The organism is Microbacterium immunditiarum (assembly GCF_013409785.1).
Classification (GTDB): domain Bacteria; phylum Actinomycetota; class Actinomycetes; order Actinomycetales; family Microbacteriaceae; genus Microbacterium; species Microbacterium immunditiarum.
Map to the genome: position 1 here is coordinate 116,506 of NZ_JACCBV010000001.1, position 22,864 is coordinate 139,369.

Here is a 22,864-nt window from a genome sequence, read left to right on the forward strand (position 1 = left end):
AGAGACTGGACTCGATACATCACGATGGACAGCTTATCAGATAAGTGTTCGGCAGAAGGCCCCAAGAATTGCCAAATCATCGCAGGAGTGCTGCTACAGGTCTGATATCTAGCTAGAGTGGGGACATGACTCACAGGATTCTGCTCACTGATCTCGACCTCGGGACGCCCGAGCTGGAGAGAGATCTGATAAGCCGGCATCTCGACGCCGAACTGGTCGCTCGCGACTGCCGGACGGAGAACGACGTTCTGGAAGCAGTGCGGGAGGTGCGGCCGGACGGCATCATCGTCCAGTGGGCGCCGATCACAGACGCCGTACTAGCCGAGGCACCCGGCTGCCGGATCGTCAGTCGGATCGGGATCGGCCTCGACATGGTCGATCTCGAGGCAGCCGCGCGACGCGGCGTGCTGGTGAAGAACGTCCCCCACTACTGCACCGAAGAGGTGGCGACCCACGCAGTCGCGATGGGCCTCGCGCTCTGGCGCCAACTTCCCAGACTTGACCACGAGTTGCGTATGGGCACTTGGAACGCCGTTGGAGCAGCGGACGACATTAGGCGCTTATCAGAATCAACGGTCGGATTGATCGGAATGGGGAGAATCGGAAGATTGGTGGCGGACGCGTACGCAGCCTGGGGCGCTCGCGTGATCGTGGCGGACCCGTTGGTCGGAGACGATGCGTATGAACGCGTCGCACTCTCGACGATCGCAGCTGAGGCTGACCTGATTTCGATCCACGCTCCGTTAGTCCCGGAGACCCACCACATCGTCGACGCTGCCTTCCTGAGCACTACGGTGAAGCGACCTGTTCTTGTCAATGTGAGCAGGGGAGCGCTTGTGGACACTTTGGCCGCAGCAGTAGCCGTCAATGACGGCGTACTTTCCGGGCTCGGGCTGGATGTCTTCGAGTCCGAGCCGCTTCCTGCCGATCACCCAGTTCGCCGGACGCCCAACACTCTCATCTCTCCGCATGCGGCATGGTCCTCGGTCACGGCGCTCCCAGAGCTGCGTCGAATGGCCGCGCTGAACGTCGTTGAAGCGTTGAGCGGGGCCTAAGCGTGCGCGCCCCATGCCGTCTAGCCCTGAACGGAGACTGGCACCGTCCCGCGACAGTGGAAGTCGCGCGAGACGGGGCGATCGTGACTGCCCGGGGAGTGCGCTTGCTTGCCTGCTCTCCAATGCGATAGATCGAATAGAACATCAGCAGTCGCGGACCTCGGCCCCGTGGTCGAGCTCTAGCGTGCTGTCGCGACCCAACTTCAGCTCGTCGCCGACTTACTCACTTCGAGTGTGTCCCTTCAGGCGGGATCGTGCCTACTGAGCATTGGGTACACTTCCAGCGGATGATCCTCGATCTCGAAGTAGGGGACAAGACGCAAACCGGGCATTCCCGGAATCGGGAAGCTAATCAGGTCGCGCTCCTTTGTCGCCTCAATCGACTCGATCGCGTTGTCGATACTTATAGGTAGCGCCGAAGATTCGTCGGCGAAACCAGTCAACGCAAGCAGGAGCGGGCCGAAGAAGAAGGCGGCGCGATCGCAACCTGGAGCCTGATCGATGCCCTCGTACGGCGCAATACGAAGACGTGGCGCGAGGTCGAATACAAGGCTGTCACCGTCCTGCCAATCTCGCTCGACTCGGAAGTACTCCCCTGGGATGCCTACACCGATCAACTCTTCACCGAGCCAGAACTCGACCGGATGGGGACTCCAAGCGGGCACCCTTATGTGGAGCACGAATGCCGATATCGCGCCTTGAATGGTGAGCCGAATCTTGCCGGAGTAGGGGAAGGTCGAGTCGAGTGCGATACGCCGCGTGGCTTCAGCCGGGCCCCCTGTCTCCAGGACTCCCGCGAAATACTGATGTACGAAGATGTCGTCGCCACTTAGCGAGAACAGCAACTCTGGCAGGCGGGCAATGAGCTGCGACCCAGACACCTCACAGCACGTCGACTGACAGTTGGTCGGATGCTTGTGACCGCTCAACGATGCCCAGTAGCGCAAGCGTCCTTCGCGGTCCTGCGCCGCGAGGACCGCACCCAGGATCGTTTCCTCGATCTCCCTGGCATACGCCTCCTGTGTTGGATCCAGGCTTTGAAGCAATTGATTCACCCACACCCAGAACACCGCGCCGCAAAGCTCGCCAAGCGGGTATCCCCCAATCTCGTACGACTTTGGAAGACAGACCTGATCGCGCTCCATCAGGGTGGTGACGCCACCTACGTGGAGGAAATTCTCGCGATACGCTTTCCAACCGCCGAGGAGAGCATCCAGATACCTGGGGTCCCCTGTCGCAAGGTACTCCAGCCCGAATGCCTCCAGACCGAGAAGCAAGTAGCAGTGCGGTCGTTCCCCCGGGTAGAAGGCGAAGGCAAGCGGCTCCGATCGTCCCAACTCCTCGATCCAGTAGTCCTGGTCGTAGAAGCGGACCGTCGTCACCAGATCCTCCGATCGGCCGACACTGGAGAGATAGACGAGTGGGCCTCCAGGCAACCCATTGGTCGCGTTGCTCCCGAAGAGCATCGAAGGCAGCGAATCGATCGAATTGAACCAGTCATACAGCTCTCGAACGAGTTCATCCGCGCCAGGCGCACCTACTTCAGCCGCCGCTAGCATCCCCCGCGTCCAGAAGACACGATCGTAGTTCTTTCTCTCGCTGAACCGCCCCCACTCAAGTGCGAACTCATCCTCGGGATAGAAGTCGTAGTAGCCGTCCACCCGCTTGCGCTTGCGCGCGTGCGAGACAATAGAATGCATCGATTCCCTCAAGTCGGAATGAGACTCCCAGCGCAGACTATTGGCGATACCAGCAAGCATTCGACCTTCGTTAGATGCAGGCAGCCATTCGGTCCAGCCGATGCCATTGGCCCAGGTTGGGCTGGCCAGGCAGTCACGGAGATAGCGAAGGTTGCGGTCGAACGCGTCCCGGAGAACCCCTCTGCTAAGCAAGACTCCCGTTCTGGGAACGATCGCCTGCGGCACCACGGGGATCCACGATCGAGGATCTGGAACTGGCTTCTCGCCAGCACGAATTGTCGAGTACTCGAGCGACCGAGCATCCGCGATCTCAACTGGGTAGCTGAGCGGAACGACGGCCTCGAGCCTCTGCACTACCTGGCGCGTCCCCTCTCCTTGGGAAGCACGTCGCGCTACTACCCGGATCTTGTGGGGGACGCCCGGGTCGAGGTCCGCTCGCTCGTACAGCAGGACTTCGTCTTCGGCTACATCGGCATGGGCATCCACTACCGCACGCAACTCACCGTCGACGTAGACTTCAGCCCGACCATGGGCTGGACCACGGCTGCCGAACCAGCGGATAACCGAACCGCCAAAGACGAGTTCGAAGGAGTCGAACTCACCAGAAGAGCGGAAACTCGGGAAGGGGCCCGGCACTGTGCGTTCCCACCGCCCAACGAACACGATGATCGGCGTGGGGCGGAACGCCCTCGAGAATGCCCAGGCGTTGTCGACTGGAAACACCGCCATCGGTTCCCCGGTGGGGATGTGTCCGAGACGCGTTTGCCAGAAGGACGGGATCCCGTCACCATCTGTCATGAAGGTTCCTCTCATCGTCGGTGGGAAGGATAGTTCGTGACGCGCCCTACCGCGCCAGGACAATGTGAACGTCGACTCACCCTGGCGGGCGACTCCCTCAGCTCACGCCAGCAGGTTTAGTAGTCCGCCATCCACGAGTTGTACCGTTCCCGTGGTGGACGCGGCTCGAGGCGAGCTGAGGTTCGTGATCGCAAATGCAACCTCGTCAGGCGTCACGAGACGACCGATCGGCTGACGAGTGCGCAGAGCCTTGGCCGCTGCTTCTGGTGTTGGGGCGGCGCTGAGCAGCCTCTCTACCCAAGGAGTGTCCGTTGTTCCCGGAGCAACTGCGTTGACTCGAATACCCTCTGCGACGAGATCTGCCGCCATCGCGTATGTCATCGCAACAACAGCTCCTTTAGTAGCTGAGTAGAGGACGCGGTCTCGGAGCCCAGTAAGCCCCGCAACTGAAGCCGTATTGACCACTGAGCCAGACGCCGAGTTGCGCAACCAAGGGAGCGCCGCTCGCGTCACGCGGACGATCCCAACCACGTTCACATCGAAGACGTGATTCCACTCTTCGATCGTGTTTGCCTCCACGTCCCCGGAAGCGCCGATCCCCGCATTGTTGACGACGACATCAATGCGCCCATATCGCTCACCGACGAAGTCGATCGCAGCCTTGACGGAGTCACCGTCCGTAACGTCCGCCTCAAGCAGGAGATCGTCGGGCGCACCAACCTCGCGGTCGATGATCGCCACCAGGGCGCCTCTCGTACGCATCTGCCTTACGACTGCGGCACCAATCCCACTAGAGCCGCCAGTGACGACGGCAACCATCCCCTCTAGGTCACTCATGCCTACAAACACTCCAGACGTCTACTGTCATTCGCTTCCACCGAGCCGAATCGGCTAGAAGTCACGTTTAGTATACGGTGTACTGCTGCTAGGCTCAGCGTATCCGACAGGAGGGAGTGTCATGGGTCCATCTATGCGCCGACCCAGAGCTGTCTCGATCACGAGGATGCACCTCGTCAGCACGCGGGACGTTGGTAGTCCCCGGACGGACCCATACAATCCAGCATTCGATCTGACCATGAGAGCCGTTGGACCTCAGGATCGGCCAGCACCATCTGGACCAGATCGATGACGGACTTCGACATCTTGATCGAGGGAGGCGAGGTCGTCATTGGTTCCCCTCCAACAATTGAGCGAGCTGACGTAGGCGTCAAGGATGGACGTATCGGCGCCGTACGGTCTTCACTCGCAGGGGCAACAGCTGATCGAAGGATCGATGCGCGCGACCTTCTAGTCTCGCCGGGATTCATTGATCCTCACAGCCATACGGACTGGACCGTTCTCATCAACCCCGCCGCGCAAAGCACCATTCGTCAGGGCGTCACGACTGAGATCGTTGGCAACTGTGGCGTGACTTTGGCTCCTGTGTCCCCCTCGTCGAGCACAAGTATCTCGGCGCTACTCAAGTCGTTCGGCTACACCGGCACGATCGGATGGCTGAGTCTTGCTGATCTGTTCGATGAGATCGCCGGCGAAGGAACGAGTCAGAACCTGGCCTGGTTCGTCGGTCATTCAGCAATACGCGATGCCGCCGGTGTTCGCGGCCCTCGCGTGGATGCGACCCAGACAAGACGAATGCAGCGCCTGTTGGCCGAGTCTCTCGACGCCGGGGCACTGGGCATGTCGACCGGGCTCGAGTATGGATCTGGACGAGATGCCAGCACTGAGGAGCTCCTTGCCCTGGCTCAAACGCTGCATACGAAGGGCGCTGGCTACGCTAGCCACATTCGCAATCGGGACGCGAGTATTGACGCGGCCGTAGATGAGTTCTTCTCTATTGCTCATGCCGCCGACCATCTCGTGCAACTCTCACATCTGAATGTGAGAGCCGGCACCGGAGCAGCCGATGGAGCTTGGGAGCGCGCTGCTCAGCGGGTGGTTGATGAGCGACAACGAGGGTTGAGGGTCCTGGCCGACTTCACGCCCTTCTCGAACGGCATTGGGCTCGCAGAGGGACTCATGCCCGGATGGTTCCTCACCATGAGCGCGTCTGAACGAAGCGACCTGCTGAGTAGCCCCGAGGGACGTGCTCGATTGAAGGACGATACAGATCGCTACTGGAGGTTCCTGCAACGAGGAGAGTGGGGTCGGGTGTCGTTCAGCGTCGCGCCGGGTCGGCCTTGGTACGAAGGGCGGCAGATTGACGAGCTCGCAGCTGATCTGACCCTTGACCCTTGGGATGTGTTCTTCGATGCAGTTGCTGCGGCCGGTGCCGACCTCGGCGCCTTGCAACTCATTGGCGACTTGTTCACGCCGGAGCACATGCGGGAGGCCATCTCGCACGACCACTTCTTGCTCGGAGTCGATGGATACAGCACCGTCACGGAAGGCGTTCTGGGAGAACGCACGCGAACGCACCCCCTCTTCTACGCCGGGCACGTCCACTACCTCGCGTATCACGCCCTCTCCAACAGAACCCTGAGCATTGAAGACGCGATTCACAAGATGTCCGGTAGGGTCGCTGATCACTTTGCAATCCAGGATCGCGGCTACATCGCAACTGGACTCTTCGCTGACCTTGCGGTCATTGATCTTCGAGGTCTTCGCTCGCTCGACACGACTTCTCACAAGGGAACCTATGTCGACGTCGTTCCATACGTGCTGGTCAATGGCGTGCTGACCGTCGACCAACGAGTCCATACCGGTGCTCGGGCAGGTCGGCTCCTGACACGATGACTCGCCGCCGGCCTAGCGTCCGCCAAGTTGCCGACGATGACGCGCTCCAGGTGAAGGAAACTCAAAGGCTCGCATCACGGGCCGCCCGACAGGAATGTGAGGACTATCAGTGAAGCTGTTGCGTGTCGGTCCGGCGGGGGCGGAGCGCCCTGCCGCCCTGGCTACCCCTGACGAGTATGTGGACCTCGCCGATATCGTCGACGATTTCGACGAGTCATTCTTCGCGTCAGGCGGGATCCAGCGGATCAAGCCAATAGTGGAAGATCGAATCGAATCCGGAGAACGTCGCCGTCTGGAGGAGGTGCGCGTCGGGGCACCCATTGCCCGGCCGCATCAGATCATCTGTGTTGGCCTGAACTATCGAGATCACGCTGCAGAGACCGGTCAACCAGTGCCGCACGAACCGATCCTCTTTACGAAGTCACCCAATACTCTCGTTGGCCCTTACGACGACGTTCGCATCCCGAGAGACTCCAGCAAGCTCGACTGGGAGGTCGAGCTCGGCATCGTAGTTGGTCGCCGAACCCGTTACCTATCGGCACCGAACGAGGCTGGCGCATCTATCGCGGGCTGGTTGGTCGTGAATGACGTCAGCGAACGCTCCTTCCAGTTGGATCGCGGCGGTCAGTGGATGAAAGGCAAGTCGTCCGAGACCTTCAACCCCGCGGGCCCCGTTCTCGTGACTCCGGACGAGGTTGAGGATGTCGGCAATCTAGGCCTGTGGCTAGACGTCAACGGTGTCAGACGCCAGAACGGGTCGACCTCGACGATGATCTTTGACCCCTACTTCATCGTCTACTACATCAGTCAATTCATGGTGCTTGAGCCTGGTGACCTCATCAATACGGGTACACCTCCAGGTGTCGGAATGGGGCACACGCCAGCAGTTTGGCTCCAAGAGGGAGACGTCGTCGAGTTGGGAGTCGACGGCCTTGGTACCCAGCGACAAACGATAGTCCGTTGCGTCTAGGAGGTTTCATGGACCGACGGCCCAGAGTTGTCCTATCGCGCTACCTGCCCGATCGCCTCATCACGCGCATCACGAACTCGTGTCCGTGGGCGGACATCATCGCCGAACCTAACGCAATGTTGCCACCGACTGGCCGAGTTGGCCTGCTGTACGCGAGTAGCGACCGTGCTTGGGAGCTGGACAGCGACCCTGAACTCAGCGAGTTGGCTTGGCGACGACTGCTTCCCGACACTGACGTTCTCTTCGACCTCCATCCATCCGCGGTGGACCTTCTTCCCGCCGATGGGCGAATCGCGTTCATTCAATCCCTCGCGGCGGGGGCCGGAGAGCTCCTACATGACGAGCGCGTCCATCGCGCTGGGATACCGATCTGCACGGCTCGCGGCGTTCACGACGACGGGCTCGCAGACTTCACATTGGCAGCGATCCTTGCCCATGCCAAACGACTAGGCGAGCTCGAGCAGAACAAGCGGCGTCGGTCTTGGGTCGAGTCCGAGGGTCGTCGCCTCCGAGGAACAACAATGCTGGTCGTGGGCCTTGGAAGCATCGGCAAGGCGATCGCGCGCCGCGCAACTGCCTTTGGCATAGTTGTGCGCGGCGTACAGCGGCGCCCCCGCGCATGCGACGAGGTGGAGTCCACTCACTCGCTCGATGAGCTCGACGGACTGCTTGGTGATGCGGATTGGGTTGTTGACGTTCTCCCAGCCTCACCGGATACACGGTGGATCTTTGATTCGGAACGGTTCTCCCGATTTCGGACGGGCGCCTACTTCGTCAATATCGGCCGCGGATCCACAGTCGACGAACTCGCGCTGTGCCGAGCCCTCGCGTCCGGCGTGCTCGGCGGCGCTGCTCTCGACGCGTACGAAGAGGAACCACTCGGCCCATCCAGCCCCCTGTGGGATGCTCCGAATCTGGTCATCAGTCCGCATAGTTCAGCGCTGATCCCCGGCTCAGTGGATCGGATTGTCGACCTGTTCATAGACAATCTTCGCCGACACCACGAAGGTCGCCCGCTGCGGAATCTTGCATCGCCGCTCGGACACGCCAATCTCTCGGAAGAGCCTTCCCATGGCTAGTGCCGCGCACTGGAGCTATCGCGCGCATTCGAACGTGCGAACGACTGACCAGAACGTCGTCGCCCTGTGCTCGAGTCGGCGTACAGGGTCGAGGTCCGGAAGAGGTGGAAGCACTCCTTGGCCATGCCGATAGGTTCGCGCTGGTTCGTGAGGGCTGCAACGAGTCGCCCTCAAACCTCGCCGATGGCTTGCCCAAGTTGGAGGTACATCTCGCTGACGGCTTCGTCGTTGACGCGGTATCGGATGTGTTCGCCACGGCGGGCGAGTTCGGGTGGTGGGTCGGGGGTGAGGAGTTCGCTGGCGGTGAGGGCCACGAGCGCGTTGGAGACAGTGTTGGGGAGCAGGTCGATGCCGCGGGCGATTTCGGAGCGGGTGGCTGGTCCGTTTTCGCGGAGGTATCCGATGATGCCGGCGCGCACCATGTTGCCGAGAGCTTTGATGGGGTCCTCCCCGGTCTCGCTGCGGGCTGGTCGCACAATTCGTGGCATGTCGCTATCTTGCCGTCCCTTCGTGCGGTCGGCGAGCAGATTCGCCAAACTTAAGGGTTCACCTTTTATGAGTGTACCTATATAGTGTGAGGTGTCAACGGGTCGACGGTTCCCTTCAGAAAGGACCTCGAGATGGCGAAATCCAACATCGGCAGGCGGCGCGGTCTGGTGTGGGCGCTGGTCGGCGCCGCCGTGCTCGCCTTTGCCATTCTCGCGATCGTGCTCTCGGTCTGGCTGGCCGGACCCGCTGACCCCTCTCCCACCGGGACACCAGATCCTTCGGCGTCGTCATCCTCGACGCCTTCCACGTCTGGCGATGCTGAGGGTCCGGTTGTCGACGAGTCGGTGTCTGAGAGGGGATGGCGGGTCGAGCCGATCACACAGGACCCGGAGGTGTATGCCCGTGCGGCGTTGGAGGCCGCGTCGACGTTCGACACCCGGGAATCGACGCGGGCGGAGTGGGTGGAGTGGCTGTCGACATGGTTCACCACGCCGACTCAGTACACCGACCCGACCGAGCAGGACGACGCCAAGCGCGGGTTCCTCGCCGAGCTGCGCTCGCACGTGGTAGTCCCCGCGGAGGCGTGGGACGCCCTGGCACGGGAGAACGGCACCGTGGTCGCGAACACCGACGAGGACATGACGTTCCTTGATGATGCGGAGTTCGAAGCTCTCGGGATCCACACCGCCACGGCGGATGTCGTCCTGACGTTCAACCGTGACGCCGACGCGGAGGGCACGGATCGTGTCTCCTACGACGAGCGGGTACGAGTCAGTGTGCAGGTCATGTGCGGGGCGCCGACCGACACGACACCGGGCAGTGCGCAGCGCAGCGGAGACTGCAAGGTCGTGCGGTTCTTCACGGAGCCGGTGGGATAGCCGATGCCGGCTCCGGTGATCGTGAAGGGGGCGGCTGTGGTCGCCTCACGCTCCCGCCTGGTCCGCAAGCTGGCCTTGTTTCTCGCCATCGTCGGGATGGCCCTCCTGGTCGGCACAGCCTCCGCAATGGCACTCCCGATCGCGGTCCTGGCGACCGGAACCAGCGCGAACGCCGTCGGATCAGGGGAAGGCTCCGGGTTGCCCGAGGTGTCCGGCGACTGGGGCTACCCGCTCGCCGGCGGCTATACGAAGGGGCGGGGGTTCGGGTATCACCCGGTCCACGGCTGCTCGTTCTGCTCGAGCGATCACAAGGGCTACGACATGGCCCAGGGCTGCGGGGCGCGGATCTTCGCCACGGGGCCAGGGAGGGTCACGATCGCCGGAGCGCATTACGGGTGGGGCAACACCGTCATCATCGACCACGGTAGGGGGATCGAGACGCTCTACGGCCACATGCAGTGGGATTCGATCCGTGTTCATATCGGGCAACGGGTCGAGACGGGGACGGTCCTGGGGGCCGAGGGCAACACCGGCAACTCGTTCGGATGCCACCTGCATTTTGAGGTGCGAGTGGACGGCACAGCGGTGCCGCCAGAGAGGTTCATGGCAGCTCGGGGACTGCCGCTGCAGTGACGCCACTGAGCGTGACACAACGGAAGGAAACGAACACATGATCAGCAGACTCATCACCGCCCTCTTGACGGTGGACATCCCACCCGTAGAGCCGGACTTCTCCGCGCCCTTCATTACCGGGCTGCACCGGTTCGCGTCCTGGGCGCTCGCAGGCGGGCTGGTTGTCTTGCTGATCTGCGCGGTGCTGGCCGCGATCGCGCTCGGGGTGAAGTCGACCCCGGACCGGATGCGGTCGATCGCGGAGAACTGGTTCTTCCGGATCATCATCGCTTTGCTCGTGCTCGGGTCCCTGAACGGGCTCTTCGCGTTCTTCTTCAACTACGACTTCGGTTTCTGACCCATGCGCCGCCTCCCCGCGCTCACCACCACAGCGCTCGCCCTCGCTCTCGTCGCTCTCCCGGCCTCGGCGCACGCCGATGCGACGATGACGGGGGTCGGTCAGTCGCCGCGCGCGGCGGTTGTGGCGGTCGAGGCGCCCGTGTCTGGTGAGCCGTGGTCGGCGCCGGGGTATCCGGTGGAGTGCAAACGTGAGGGCGATCTGGTGTCCTGCACACCGGTCGATCCGTCGTTCGTTGTGGCGCAGCAGTGCTACCTCGGCGTGGTCACGGCGGCGGGAACGGCGCTGGTGTGCACGACGTTCGAGGATCACCGGCCCCTGATCGAGGCCCGCGGAGGGAAGCCGACTCTGGTGGACTACGGGTGCAGCTTCGGGGACCTCGCGTGTGCCGCGTTCGAGGGAGCCGGTCGCGGCATGGCGATCTCGGCGACCGCGGCGATGTACGTGATGGCCACCAACGTGTCGTTCAACACGGAGTCGGTGCTGTGGGATGCCGCCGTCGGGGAGTGGGCGTTCTGGCGGTGGGCGGTGCTGTTCGTCGTGCTGCTGGCGATGATCTGGACGATCACCGCCGCTGCGGTGAACAAGGACCGGGAAGAGCTGGTCGGGGCTCTGCTGCGCTGCGCCCTGGCACTCCCGATGGTGCCGTTCACGCTGTGGGTGACCGGGCACCTGGTGAACGCGGTCGATGACATGACTTGGTACATCCTGTCCCGCGACGGGATCACCGGGCTGTTCCGCACCATGCAGTCGGTCATGTGGGCCGGCGGACAGGCCGCATGGTTCTTCGCGTACCTGATGCACGGGCTCCTGCTGGTAGCCATGGTGCTGCTCATCTTCGTGTTCATGTTCCGCAACCTGGGCCTTGCCGCGCTGGTCGCGATCGGACCGGTCGCGTGGATGCTGTTCCCGCTGCGGCGGATCGGCCCCGACTGGGTCATCCGCTACATCTCCGCACTTCTGACTCTCCTGCTGACAGGGCCATTGACCATCGGGTTCGTGTCGTTGATCGTGCACGGGCTGGCCGGGGTGAAGACGATCTGGGACCCAGCAGCGTGGCCGCTCGTCGTGGGGCTTGCCGCGGTCGCGGTCGCTCCGTTCGCGATCTTCGGGCTGTTCAGCTTCCTCGGCGGTGTCGCGGTGGACTCCATCGGCTCCCGCATGGGCGCGACCACCGCCCGAGCGGGGTCCACTGCCGCGCACACCATCATCCGCATGCCCACCCGCCTCGCCTCCAGCCCCGCCGGACAGTCCGTCTCCCGCGGCCCCGCACCCGCAGGCGGAAGCGCCGGTGGGGCATCCTCCCCGCGCCAGCCCGCCGGTGCGACCGCGTCGGCACCGGCCACGACGGCATCCCCAGCGCGGAGTTTGAGCGGCGGGTCCACCGCCCCACTGCCGGCGCCCGCACCTGCTGCGGCGCCAGCGAGTCCAGCGAGGAGGACGTCATGAGCGTTCCGGAGTCCGTAGCGCGCCCGGTGCGGTTGGCGCGCCGGTCCCGGCAGGGCGTCCTGCTCGGGTTGGACGGCGGGCAGCTGATGTGCATCGGCGCGGCGATCGGCTTCCTGTTCCTGGCCGTGAACCGGTTCGGCCTGGCCGGGGTGCTGATCGCCGCGCCCGTCTCGATCCCGCTCGCGGTGGCGGGGGTGATCACGATCCACGGGCTGCCCTGCCCCACCATGATCACCCTGTGGGTTCTGCTGCACGTGCGGCACGCGACCGGCACCACGAAGGCGACCTATAGGCCGGAGGCGAAGCGGCTGGAAGGGACGGTGAACCTGCCGGGGCGGGCCGGGTTCGTGCAGATTTGGTCAGCGGACGGGATGGCGGTCGCGTACCACCCGCACGAACGAACCGTGTCGATCACCGCCGAGCTCGAGGTGCAGGGGTTCTTGATGCGGGACGCGCAGGACCGGCTCGAGCTCGCCCGGCAGTGGTCCAACGTGCTGGGCCCGTTCACGCAGCGCCCGGGCGTGAAGCGGGTCGCATTGCAGGAGCGCACGCATCACACCACGATCCGTGCCGCCCGGGACGCGTTCAACGACACCACGCGGCGCCGCCGGGTCGACCCGGGCTCGGCTGTCGTTCGCAACTACCAGGAGGTGCTCGACCTGGGCGAGCGGTTCGCCGTGTCGCACCGCAACTACCTCACGCTCACCTTCGACCTCATCGACCTGACCGCCCAGGTGCGTGCGCTCGGCGGTGGGAAGGACGCGGTGATCGCCCTCGCCGCGATGGAAGCGGGAAACGTGACCGCAGCACTGCGCACGGCGGGCAAGACAGTGCGGAAGTGGGTGTCGCCACGGGATTGGGCGGGGCTGGCAAGGGCGGTATTCGACCCGGAGTTCCTGACCGCCCTCGACGACCGCACCGGAGACCTGTCCGGGTTGGATCTGGCGGCGATCGGGCCGATGGCGTTGGAAGAACCACGCGGGCGGAACGGGATCGTGAGAACGGACAGTGGCGTACACACCACGATGTGGATCCACGAATGGCCGCGTACCGACGCGCCGGTCGGGTTCCTCGAGCCGCTGGTGTTCGCCCGGCTGCCGATCAGCAACCAGGCCGTCGCGCACATCCTCACCATCGTGCTCACCCCCGGCCCCATCGCGAAGGCGCTCAAACGCATCCAAGACGACAAGCGGGTCTGGCGCTCCAATCAGCGAATGCGTGCCAAGCGCGGCCGGGAAGGGTCCGCGGCCGACGACGCCGACTACGCCGCCCTGCGCCAACAGGAAGAGGAGCTGGTGTCCGGTCACGGCGAATACACCTACGGCGGATACCTCACGATCACTGCCCGCGACGAAGACACGCTGGAGCAGTCCGTCGCCGGTGCCCGCAACGCCATGGGACAGGTCGGAATGGAGGCGCAGGTGCTGTACTGCCAACAAGCCGAAGCCCTCCTGGTCAACGCCCTCCCGCTGGGCTGGGGGATGAAGTAGATGCCCCGCAACGTGATCACCATCACCGCGCCCGACCGCACCCGCAAGCAGCGGCGCGCCGAGGCACGGGCCATCGCGCTGCTGCACGCACAGGAGCCTGGCACGTCCAGCGCGTCCGGCTTGGTGCTGCCGCCGGCGCCGCCGGGGAGCCGGCTCGGGGTGGGGCTGACCCGGGGCGGGTACTGGAATCCGGCACGGGTGCGTGTGCCGGCGCACCGGGCCACGAGTCAGCACATCGCCGGCATGTATCCGTTCGTCGCCGACACCGGCATCGGTCACCGCGGGCCCGTGCTCGGCGTGGACCTGAACGCCGACAGCCTGTGGCACTTCTCCCCGTGGGACGCATACACCGACACCACCGGCCGCGGCACTCTCTCCACCAACGTGCTCGTGCTCGGCGCGTACCGGTCCGGGAAGAGCGCGGTGGTGAAGATGCTCACCACCCGCTCGCTGGCGTTCGGGCACCAGACCGTGGTGCCGTCGGACTCGAAGGGCGAATGGGGACCGGTCGCCGAAGCGGTCGGCGGGAAGGTGATCCGGCTCGGCGGCACCCACCGCGCCACCCTCAATCCCCTCAACCGGGGACCGCGCCGCACCGGCGCCAGTGACGACGAGCACGAGAAAATGGTCCGCGACCGGCGGATGGCCACGCTCGGCAGTCTCGTCGAGATGACCCTGCCCCGCGATGCCCGGCTCACCCCGGTCGAGCACGTCTGCCTGCACACCGCCCTGGACCGCGCGGTCACCACGACCGGCGATCACCCGACGTTGCGGGCGGTGCTCGCACACCTCGCCGAGCTCGCCGCGTCGACCGACCCAGCCGATGCCGAGGTGCGGGTCGCGACCAGCCGGCCCCGGTTCGTGCTGCAACGGTTCGTGCACGGCGACCTGTCCGGGCTGTTCGAGGACGAGTCCACGGTCGAGTTCGACGCCGACGCGCCGATGGTGGTCGTCGACACATCGGAGTTGTTCGCGCGCGGCGAGTTCGTCGCCCAGCTGACGCAGGTGTGCACAACCGCATGGGTGCAGGCGGTGATCTCCGACCGCGCCGCCAAACGCACCCGCTACGTGGTCCGGGAAGAAGGCTGGCGGGACATGGGGTCGCTTCAAAATCTGCAGATGTATCAGCAGTGGCTGAAGCTGTCCCGCCACTACGGGATCAGCAACATCGTCATCCTGCACAAGTTCACCGACCTGGACGCGGTCGGCGACGCCCAATCCCAGGAACGCCACCTCGCGTACTCGATCGCCGGGGACATCGAGAACAAGTTCATCTTCCGCGTCAACCACCAGGAGCAGCAGTCGCTGACCGCCCGGCTGAACCTGCCACCGCATCACACCGAGATGGCCCGCGGCCTGCAATCCGGACGGTTCCTCGCCTACGTGGGCCAGTTCTCCTACCTGGTGGACGGGTTCTGCACCTCCACCGGATGGGAGCGGACCCTGTTCGACACCGACGACGCCATCACCGACCCCACCGCCGCCCCCGCACCGCCCGTGTTCGACCCGGCGGTGCTGGAGGCGGTCTGGCCCGAACAGCAGGAATGGACATGACCAGAGATACCGTCCGAGTGACCGTCACCGGCGACACGGCGACCTACTGGGGACCGTCCGGGCAGATGAAGTTCATCACCCCCACCGAGACGCAGGATATCCGCGCGGCGATCCTGGACCGCGCCCTCAGTGACGCGGTCGGCGCCGGGGTGGAGCTCGACGTGATCATCTCCGGCGATCGCGGCGAACACCGCGTCGCCGTGACACCCGACGGACAAGTCCGCCAGGTTCCCGATCCCGACCCTCCCACCAACCCCACCCCGGTACTCGCGTTGCCGACACCGACGTTCGCCGCGGTCCCCGCGGAGCATGTGCCGTCCCCGCCGGCGCTGCGCCGTCGAGTGTCCTTCGTGACCACCGAACCGGCACCGCCGCGCCCGCACCGTGGCATCCGGGGCCTTCTCGCTGCCGCCGGGCTGCCCGTGACCGCGTCCCGGCAGGAGCGGGAGCACTGGGAAAGCGTGCAGGCGGTGTCTTCCCATTGGGCGGGGTGCCGGGTGGTCGCCGTAGGCAACGGGAAGGGCGGCGCGGGCAAGACGATGACCACCGCGATGCTCGCGGCCGTGTTCGCCCGGCACGGCGGCGCCGGGGTGCTGGCCTGGGACAACAACGACACCCGCGGCACCCTCGGCTGGCGCACCGAGCAAGGCGCCCACCAGGGCACCGTGCAAGACCTGCTGCCCTCCGCCGACCATCTGCTGGCGCCGGACGCGGGGGCGGGGCAGATCGCCGAGTACGTGCACCATCAGCGGGATGACAAGTACGACGTGCTCCGCTCCAACCCGCACCTGCTGGCCGTGGATCAGCGCATCGGCGCGGCCGAGTTCGACCGGCTGATGCAGGTCGCCGTCCGCTACTACCGGATGGTCATCTTCGACTCGGGCAACGACGAGTCCGCCGACCGCTGGCTGCGGATGGTCGACCACGCCCACCAGCTGGTGATCCCCACCTCGGCGGCGCCGGACGCCGCCGAATCCGCCGTCCTGTTGCTGGAAGAGCTGCAGGGCAGGGACGCGCACTCCGCGAAGCTTGCCGAGGAGGCCGTCGTCATCGTCTCCCACCCCGAGCAGGGCGCGATCGCGCAGATCCAGCGGGTGGTGGCCGGGTTCCGGGAGCTGGGGGTGCGGGTGGAGACCATCCCGTTCGACCCGGCCCTGAAGTCCGGGCCGCTGCGGTTCGCGGCGCTGCGCAAGGACACGAAGCGGGCGTGGATCGCCGCCGCGGCCGCGACCACGAAGCAGCTGGACTGATGGACCCCGACCGCATCCTCCCCCGGGTCGGGCTCGCCGCAGCCGCAGCGGTGCTGCTCGTGCTCGCGGGGACGAACGTGCTCGTCCAGTTGGCCACACGGGTCGCGTGTGGCGCACCTCCGAGCTTGGACTCGCTGTTCTCGGGGGTCTGGTTGATCCTGACCGGTGACGCCAGCGGCTACGACCCGGCACCGGGCTGCGGGATCCCGGTGGCCGCGCTCCGCGTGCTCGGGATCGTCCTGCTTGTGGTTCTCATCGGGGGCGTGACGGTGGGTGTCGTGTGGTGGGGCCGCTACCGGAGATCTGATCGGGCATTCGTGCGCGACCTGCACCGAAGGGCGGGATTCGCGTCCGCCGGAGAGGTCACCGCGCACTTGTCGCGAAAGGCGGTGCTGCGCCGCGGCCCGCAGTTGCGACCCGGTTTGCAGCGGCCGCAGCCGACCGACGTGGGGTGGCGGGTGGGCCGGTCGCGAGGCGTCAATGTGCTCGTGTCGATCGAGGACTCCGTCGCCGTGGTCGGCCCGCCCCGCTCCGGCAAGGGCTACCGGGTGCTGATCTCCGCCATCCTCGACTGGGCCGGCCCCCTGGTGACGACATCGACCACGAACGACAACCTCACCGCCACGTTGCGGATGCGGCAGCAGCGCGGTGATGTGCTGGTGTTCGACCCGCAAGGGATCTCGGGGATCCGGGACACGCTGCGCATCGACCCGATCGCCGGGTGCGAGGACCCGCTGGTGGCCACCCAGCGTGGGACGGCGATCGTGACCGGGACGGCGCTGGGCACCAGCAGCCACAACCAGGAATGGGCGCAGGTTGCCTCAACCGTCCTGGCCCGGCTGCTGCACGCCGCCGCCGTCTCCGGCCGCACGGTCAGCGACCTCTACCAGTGGGGCTCGAACCCCGCCCTGGCTCGCTCTGCCGTCGGGATTCTCCGCACGGACGGCGCCGCGGGGTGGGGCGACGGACTGGACGCGATCCTCGCCGGCGACGAGAAGCTGCTGTCCTCCACCTGGTTCGGGGTGCAAGCCGCCGTCGCTCCGCTCGCGATCCCCCAGATTCGCGACGCCCTCCAACCCGGCCCCGGCGACCGGTTCGACCCGGCCGAGTTCCTCACCGGCCAGAACACGCTCTACCTGCTCGGATCCGGGGCCGGCGCCGGGGCGATGGGAGGGTTCCTCGGCGCGCTGCTGGACGACGTCGTCGAGGTCGCCCGGCGCACCGCGCTCGCCTCACCGGGTGCGCGGCTGGGACTGCCGTTGGGGTTGATCCTGGATGAGATCGCGAACCTGTTCCGGTGGGCGGCGCTTCCCCGGGTGATGGCCGACGGCGGTGGCCGCGGCATCTGCACCTTCGTCGTGCTGCAGGCCCTGTCTCAGGCAGAGACGGCCTGGTCGAAGGCGGAGGCGGACACCATCTGGGCGGCCGCGACTGCGAAGGTCCTCCTCGGCGGCGCGTCAAACGTGTCGCACCTGCGGGACATCGAGTCCCTCCTCGGCTCCCGTACCCGCGCCCGCACGCAACGGTCCTGGTCCTCTCGCGACGGCGGCTCCTCGACCACCGTGCAGGAGGATCGGGTGCCGCTGCTGAGCATCGACGAGCTGCGGAGGATGCCGCCCACCCTGGGGCTTCTCGCCTATAGGAACCGGCGCAGCGTGCTCCTCGACCTGGACGGGTGGGATCAGCGCCGCGATGCCCGAATGATCCGGGGCGGGAAGGCGGCTACCGAGCGGGAGCAGCAGGCGGTGTTCGCCGCCCGCTACGCCCCACCCCCGGCCCCACCGGAGGAGGAAGGCGAGTGACAAACCGCCGACACCGGACCAGCGCGTACACCGACGGGTATCTGCGGTCGGTGGTGTGGTTCCGTCGCCGCGACCGCTGGTTCGGGTGCGAGCAGCGCCGCCGCGGCAGTCTCGGCTGCGCCGCCTGCGGAAACCCCGCCACCCGCCGACAGCTGGAGCTGCACCACGTCGACTACACCCGCGTGACCCGCACCGGCCGCGTCTGGCGGGCCGGGGAGCGGCATGACGACCTCGTCGCGATGCACCCGTACTGCCACGAACTGCTGCACCGGCTCATCGACCGAGACCGGGTGCTCGCCGAGCACCGTGACCGCCGCAGCGCCACTCTCCTCGCCCTCACCCACCTCCGCCTCGCGCTGCGCACCCCGGGAGGGGAGGCGGAGCATGGATGACGAGGACGAGGAGATGTCGGTCGACGAGATCGTCGCCGCCCTCGAGCTGGGCGCCGCCACCGGCGACCCGGGCGACCGGGGCGGGGACTCCGCCCCGTTGGGCGCCACCCCGGTCAAGTGGCGGGACCTGCCCGACGAGCAGGCACGCGAGCACTGGATCGCGTTGCGGGACTGGGTGCAGTGGGTGACCGTCCGCTACGACGTCCCGGTCGCGCTCGTCCCGCCGTGCTGGTGGCGGCACGCCGCGCTCGTCGAGGAGCTGTCCGCGCTGCACACCGCGTGGAACGCGTCGTTCGACCGCACCGATGCTGGATTCGGGCCGGTCGGCTGGCACGAACGCTGGGCGCTCGCTCCAGCGAGGTTGCGTGCCGCGTACAGCGGCTCTTGCAGCAGCGGTCACCAGCCGATCAAGCCTCGTTCCTGGGCCGGAGCCGCCGATGGGGACGAATGGGACGCGTGGACCAGCCAGGCCCACGGCACCTGACACCCCCGCCCGGGGATGTCAACGAGAGAAAGGGAAGGTAGCAATCATGTCGACCAGGATCCCGCTCACCATCGAGGGAAACCTCACCGGTGACCCCGAGCACGGCACCAGCGACGCCGGCACCGAGTACGCCCGGTTCACCGTCGCCGTAAACGACCGCCGACGAAACGAAACCACCGGACAGTGGGAGGACGCCGGCACGATCTACCACCGTGTCGTGGTGTTCAACCAGCAAGCCCGCAACGTCGTCGCGTCGCTACGGAAGGGCGACCAGGCGATCGTGAACGGGGAGCTGCGGTTCTCCACGTTCGAGGACCAGGACACCGGCAAGACCCGCGAGTCCCGCGACGTCGTCGCCGACACCGTCGGAGCGTCGCTGAAGTTCGCGTCCGTCGCGATCCAGCACGTCCCAAAAGCTAACGGCCCCGAAGCGTCGCGTTACGCTACGGGGCCAGTAGCCGAACCGGCAGCCACCGGTGTCGGGATCGCACGCTGAACCCCATCGAAGGGTGCGGGCGGGAGTCAGTGTACTCCCGCCCGCACCTCTGTACCCACCTCAGTCACTGCAGGGAAGGACCCGTCGCCGAGCGTTGACGGCTCCCCACAGACTCCGGCGCAGCACGATCCACGCCGCGCGCGTGCCCTCGATCTCGCGGAACCCTGTCCCCGGCGTTCTGATGGCCTGCTGTCGCGTCGGCGAGCGCGTCGCGCAGTCGCTGTCCGTCGCGTCGTAGCGCCGTGAGCTCGTCCCACTGCTCGAGGGTGCGGCGGGGGGCGTGAGTGCGGGCGTCCAGGTCAGCGAGCCGCGCAGCCAGGGTCAGCGCTGTGGACGCCGCGCGGGCCAGCCAAGGTTCCTTCGTGCCAGGGTCCGTCTCTGCCAGGTGGGAGCGCTCGTTACCCTCGGGTTCGCGGGCGGCGCGGCCGAGCTCGGACGAGGCGGCGCGGACGCCGTCGCCGAAAGTGAGTTCCAGAACGCCGCGGGTCATCATCGCCGCGACCTGTGCGGTCGACTCGGCGTCGTCGCGGGCGATCGTGACGACCTCGTTGTGCACGCGCCCTCGTGTCATCCCGACATACAGGCCCGCCGCGTCCACGTCAGGGCCGACGATCGAGGCATGCGTGGTGTCCCCCTGGATGCCGTGCACCGTCGACGCGTACGAGAGGTGCACATCCTCGGCGCAGTACGCCCCTGACACGGTGCGGGTGTCGAGAGGGTCGGTGACGCTGGCCAGGTGGACTCCGGTGGCGGTGATGTCGGTGATCGTCCAGGTCGCGCGGTTGTCGACGCCGGTGTGACGGTCGTTGCGTCGGGTCTGCACGATGTCCCCGACCAGCAGGTGCTGCCCGTCGCGGCCCAGCACGACCCGGCGGGGATCGAGGTCGCCGTGGTCTATCCGTCGCTGCTGAATGGTCTCGTTGATCAGTTGCGCCTCGGCGTTGCTGCCCACGACCACCGCGACCCGCTGCCGCCGGGCTGCGAAGTGGAAGTACCGGTCCACGATGTACGCGCGCGCCTCATCCGTGTGACCGGCGCGGTGGACCAGGCCACGGTCGGCGAGTTCGGCGGCCGCTGCGATCGAGTCGCTCATGCTGCGAGGATCACGGAGTCGGAGGGTGAGTGCGGCGTAGCCGGGGTCGCGGAAGCGGTGCACGTCGATGAGTTCCACGGTGCGGTCGCTGTGGCGGTGCATGATGCTCATCGCTCCGGAGTGACCGACGGGGCGGGCCTGCAGCGGGTCGCCCACCATCGCGATCCCCGCACCGGTCTGCTCCGCGACGATCGCCAGCGCCCGCGCCGTGTCCAGGTCGACCATCCCAGCCTCATCGACCACTATTCGGTCTCCCGCCCGCAGCATGTATCGGCGTGGGCCGCCGAAGGTGGCGTCAGTGACCGGATCCCGCTCACCTCCCTGCAGTTGTCTCCACGCGGTGCGCCCCGTGGGGTCGGGTGCGTACCGCCAGCCATGGTCGACCAGCAGGGCATGCAAAGATCCAGCCTGAGTGCCGACCTCGCGGGCGGCGACGGCGGCCGCCTTCTTCGTCGGAGCGACGACGACCATCTGTCTTCCCTGCGCCGCCAACGCGCTACCGGCCGCGCGCAGGATCGTGGTCTTGCCCGTACCTGCAGGCCCAACGATCGTGACCAGCCGGTCCGTCCCGGCGATCGCCGCCGCGGCATCCCGCTGGCCGACGTCCAGCGCATGGTCCGCCATCATGCGTGCCGCCGCCGGAGCGAGATCGTCACTGGCGAGGGGCGTTCCCGGCGTGCTCAGCGTGCGGAACCGTTCCGACAGTTCCCGCTTGACGGTGGCGGTGGGGACCGACATGCGGTGCTTGAGATGGGCAGGCACGCGGGACTCGCCGGGCAGCAGGTCGAGCGTCAGGGCGAGGCCGCGGGCGGTGACATCGTCGATCACCTCCGCCAGAACGGCACGGTCCGCGATCACACCGGTCGCAGCGACCGCGCGGGTGGCACCGGCCCGGACATCGATGACGCTGAACCGTCCGCCGGTGGACGCGGCGCGCTGGTCGGCCTCGTTGACCGCGATGCCCGCCAGCAGGTTCCGATCCAGCCTCCCCACTCGAGGCGGCGGCGACGGTGCCATCGGCCTCGGTGGACCGAGCGTCGCCAGCTCGCCGCGGATCATCGCCGCCCAGTCCTCCTCCGCGAACGCGACGGGCTTGTCCGGCCGCGCATGCGCCCACGCCCACCGGTCGATCGCCCGCAACGCGACCGGCCCCGGTTCCTGGCCCCGATGCTCGGCACGCCACTGCGCCAGCTTGATAGCCCGATTCGCCTCGATCTGGTTCGACCGGCGCGACAGCGGACGCACCATGTGCGCCAGCCCACCGATCTCGCCGTTCGCATCGATCGTGTAGCCGAATCGGGCCAGGGCCGCCCGCCACCTCGGATCGGTGCGGGCCAGCAGCTCACCCTCCGCGTTGACGAGCGTATGCAGCCTCATCGCCACCCGGGAGTCCACATTCGACCACCGGCCATCCGCGCCCTGCACCTTCACGCTCAACCACAAGTGCCGGTGAACGTGCGGGTCCAGCGCCCGAGACCGGCGGTGCCGGAGCTCGACGACCTCGATCCGCGACAGCGACTCCCGAACCCGCCCGCCAGCCCCGCGGCGCGCATTCAACTCGCGCTGCCAGAGCAGCAGGATCCAATCCCGCAGCCGATCCTGCAACGCCTCGAACTCGACCGCCAACTCGGGGTGCAGCATCGCCGCGATACTGAACGACTTCGGCGCGTTGATCGTCCCGTCCAGCACCAGATCCGTCTCCGGCGAGCGCAGGTCGCGTCCCCGCCGGGCCCCGGTCGTCGGTTCCGGCCCGTCCACCCATCGGGTCAGCTGAGACGGGTTCAACCGGTCACGAGCGATCACACCATCGACCACGACGAACCGGTCGAGGGACCCTTCTGCATAGCCGGTCAGAGCGCTGACGCCAGCTGCCCGCGGGTGCGGCGCGTCACACGCGCCATCGAACGCATAAGCGACCGCTTGCCGCACACCCTGCGACCCCTGACCGCGCTTCCACCGCTCCAGTCCGCCACGCATATGCGAAGCATAAGCAACTTTGCCGACCTGCGTCGTGGATACGCAAGTCACTCGGAACGAGCGCGCACGGACGCTACCGAAGTCGCCCGAACGCGCGGAGCGCACAGAAAGTGCCTGCGTGCATCCCACCAGGGTCGTCGTGGTTGCTCAAGCCGGCTACTGGCCGCCTGTGTGAATCGGAGGTGTCGGTTCCGGCCGCGGTAAT

19 protein-coding genes are annotated in these 22,864 nt (G+C 66.4%); 15 read left to right on the forward strand and 4 right to left on the reverse strand.

Annotated elements, in window-relative coordinates:
• Window positions 1-125 precede the first annotated feature (125 nt).
• Window positions 126-1,055 (forward strand): C-terminal binding protein, encoded by a 930-nt coding sequence (locus tag BJ991_RS00490; protein WP_179486514.1) that lies wholly within the window; start codon window positions 126-128, stop codon window positions 1,053-1,055.
• A 242-nt stretch (window positions 1,056-1,297) separates the two neighbouring features.
• Here the strand turns inward: BJ991_RS00490 and BJ991_RS00495 are convergent, their stop codons facing one another.
• Window positions 1,298-3,553, reverse strand: a complete 2,256-nt coding sequence (locus BJ991_RS00495) for a glycoside hydrolase family 127 protein (RefSeq protein ID WP_179486515.1) — start codon at window positions 3,551-3,553, stop codon at window positions 1,298-1,300.
• A gap of 102 nt (window positions 3,554-3,655) precedes the next feature.
• Window positions 3,656-4,390, reverse strand: a complete 735-nt coding sequence (locus tag BJ991_RS00500) for an SDR family NAD(P)-dependent oxidoreductase (protein WP_179486516.1) — start codon at window positions 4,388-4,390, stop codon at window positions 3,656-3,658.
• A gap of 288 nt (window positions 4,391-4,678) precedes the next feature.
• Here BJ991_RS00500 and BJ991_RS00505 point away from each other — a divergent pair, with 288 nt between their 5' ends.
• The 3 genes from BJ991_RS00505 to BJ991_RS00515 all read left to right on the forward strand — a co-directional run bounded on the left by BJ991_RS00505 (window position 4,679) and on the right by BJ991_RS00515 (window position 8,335).
• On the forward strand, window positions 4,679-6,286 hold the full coding sequence (locus tag BJ991_RS00505) for an N-acyl-D-amino-acid deacylase family protein (protein ID WP_179486517.1): 1,608 nt from the start codon (window positions 4,679-4,681) through the stop codon (window positions 6,284-6,286).
• A 109-nt stretch (window positions 6,287-6,395) separates the two neighbouring features.
• Window positions 6,396-7,256 carry a fumarylacetoacetate hydrolase family protein gene (locus BJ991_RS00510; protein WP_179486518.1) on the forward strand — a complete coding sequence of 287 codons (861 nt, stop codon included), beginning with the start codon at window positions 6,396-6,398 and terminating at the stop codon, window positions 7,254-7,256.
• Between the two features lie 8 nt (window positions 7,257-7,264).
• Window positions 7,265-8,335 carry a D-2-hydroxyacid dehydrogenase gene (locus BJ991_RS00515; RefSeq protein WP_179486519.1) on the forward strand — a complete coding sequence of 357 codons (1,071 nt, stop codon included), beginning with the start codon at window positions 7,265-7,267 and terminating at the stop codon, window positions 8,333-8,335.
• Window positions 8,336-8,505: 170 nt separating this feature from the next.
• Here the strand turns inward: BJ991_RS00515 and BJ991_RS00520 are convergent, their stop codons facing one another.
• Window positions 8,506-8,871 carry a winged helix-turn-helix domain-containing protein gene (locus BJ991_RS00520; protein ID WP_179486520.1) on the reverse strand — a complete coding sequence of 122 codons (366 nt, stop codon included), beginning with the start codon at window positions 8,869-8,871 and terminating at the stop codon, window positions 8,506-8,508.
• Between the two features lie 120 nt (window positions 8,872-8,991).
• On the opposite strand from BJ991_RS00520, the gene BJ991_RS00525 reads away from it, so the two are divergent.
• From BJ991_RS00525 to BJ991_RS00575, 11 genes are read left to right on the forward strand one after another with little or no spacing between them, the layout of a single operon-like run.
• Window positions 8,992-9,702: a hypothetical protein gene (locus BJ991_RS00525; RefSeq protein WP_179486521.1), complete on the forward strand. Its 711-nt coding sequence runs from the start codon at window positions 8,992-8,994 to the stop codon at window positions 9,700-9,702.
• A gap of 3 nt (window positions 9,703-9,705) precedes the next feature.
• On the forward strand, window positions 9,706-10,335 hold the full coding sequence (locus BJ991_RS00530; RefSeq protein ID WP_179486522.1) for a M23 family metallopeptidase: 630 nt from the start codon (window positions 9,706-9,708) through the stop codon (window positions 10,333-10,335).
• A 37-nt stretch (window positions 10,336-10,372) separates the two neighbouring features.
• Window positions 10,373-10,672, forward strand: a complete 300-nt coding sequence (locus tag BJ991_RS00535; RefSeq protein WP_179486523.1) for a hypothetical protein — start codon at window positions 10,373-10,375, stop codon at window positions 10,670-10,672.
• A 3-nt stretch (window positions 10,673-10,675) separates the two neighbouring features.
• Window positions 10,676-12,121 (forward strand): hypothetical protein, encoded by a 1,446-nt coding sequence (locus BJ991_RS00540; protein ID WP_179486525.1) that lies wholly within the window; start codon window positions 10,676-10,678, stop codon window positions 12,119-12,121.
• A complete protein-coding gene (locus BJ991_RS00545; RefSeq protein ID WP_179486527.1) occupies window positions 12,118-13,611 on the forward strand; it encodes a PrgI family protein in 1,494 nt (497 codons plus the stop codon). Before BJ991_RS00540 ends, BJ991_RS00545 begins: the two co-directional genes overlap by 4 nt.
• Window positions 13,612-15,165: a hypothetical protein gene (locus tag BJ991_RS00550; RefSeq protein WP_179486529.1), complete on the forward strand. Its 1,554-nt coding sequence runs from the start codon at window positions 13,612-13,614 to the stop codon at window positions 15,163-15,165. It begins immediately after the preceding gene.
• A gap of 17 nt (window positions 15,166-15,182) precedes the next feature.
• The gene (locus tag BJ991_RS18545) at window positions 15,183-16,415 is read left to right on the forward strand and encodes an AAA family ATPase (protein ID WP_179486531.1); all 1,233 of its coding nucleotides are present in this window, start codon (window positions 15,183-15,185) and stop codon (window positions 16,413-16,415) included.
• A gap of 50 nt (window positions 16,416-16,465) precedes the next feature.
• Window positions 16,466-18,217, forward strand: a complete 1,752-nt coding sequence (locus tag BJ991_RS00560) for a type IV secretory system conjugative DNA transfer family protein (RefSeq protein ID WP_343048573.1) — start codon at window positions 16,466-16,468, stop codon at window positions 18,215-18,217.
• Entirely contained in the window at window positions 18,214-18,609 is a 396-nt protein-coding gene (locus BJ991_RS00565) for a hypothetical protein (RefSeq protein ID WP_179486535.1), read from the forward strand. The genes BJ991_RS00560 and BJ991_RS00565 overlap by 4 nt, the downstream gene beginning before the upstream one ends.
• On the forward strand, window positions 18,602-19,093 hold the full coding sequence (locus BJ991_RS00570) for a hypothetical protein (protein WP_179486537.1): 492 nt from the start codon (window positions 18,602-18,604) through the stop codon (window positions 19,091-19,093). Before BJ991_RS00565 ends, BJ991_RS00570 begins: the two co-directional genes overlap by 8 nt.
• 46 nt (window positions 19,094-19,139) lie before the next feature.
• Window positions 19,140-19,589 carry a single-stranded DNA-binding protein gene (locus BJ991_RS00575; RefSeq protein WP_179486538.1) on the forward strand — a complete coding sequence of 150 codons (450 nt, stop codon included), beginning with the start codon at window positions 19,140-19,142 and terminating at the stop codon, window positions 19,587-19,589.
• 64 nt (window positions 19,590-19,653) lie between these two features.
• Here the strand turns inward: BJ991_RS00575 and BJ991_RS00580 are convergent, their stop codons facing one another.
• Window positions 19,654-22,659, reverse strand: a complete 3,006-nt coding sequence (locus BJ991_RS00580; RefSeq protein WP_218852829.1) for an AAA family ATPase — start codon at window positions 22,657-22,659, stop codon at window positions 19,654-19,656.
• Window positions 22,660-22,864 lie beyond the last annotated feature (205 nt).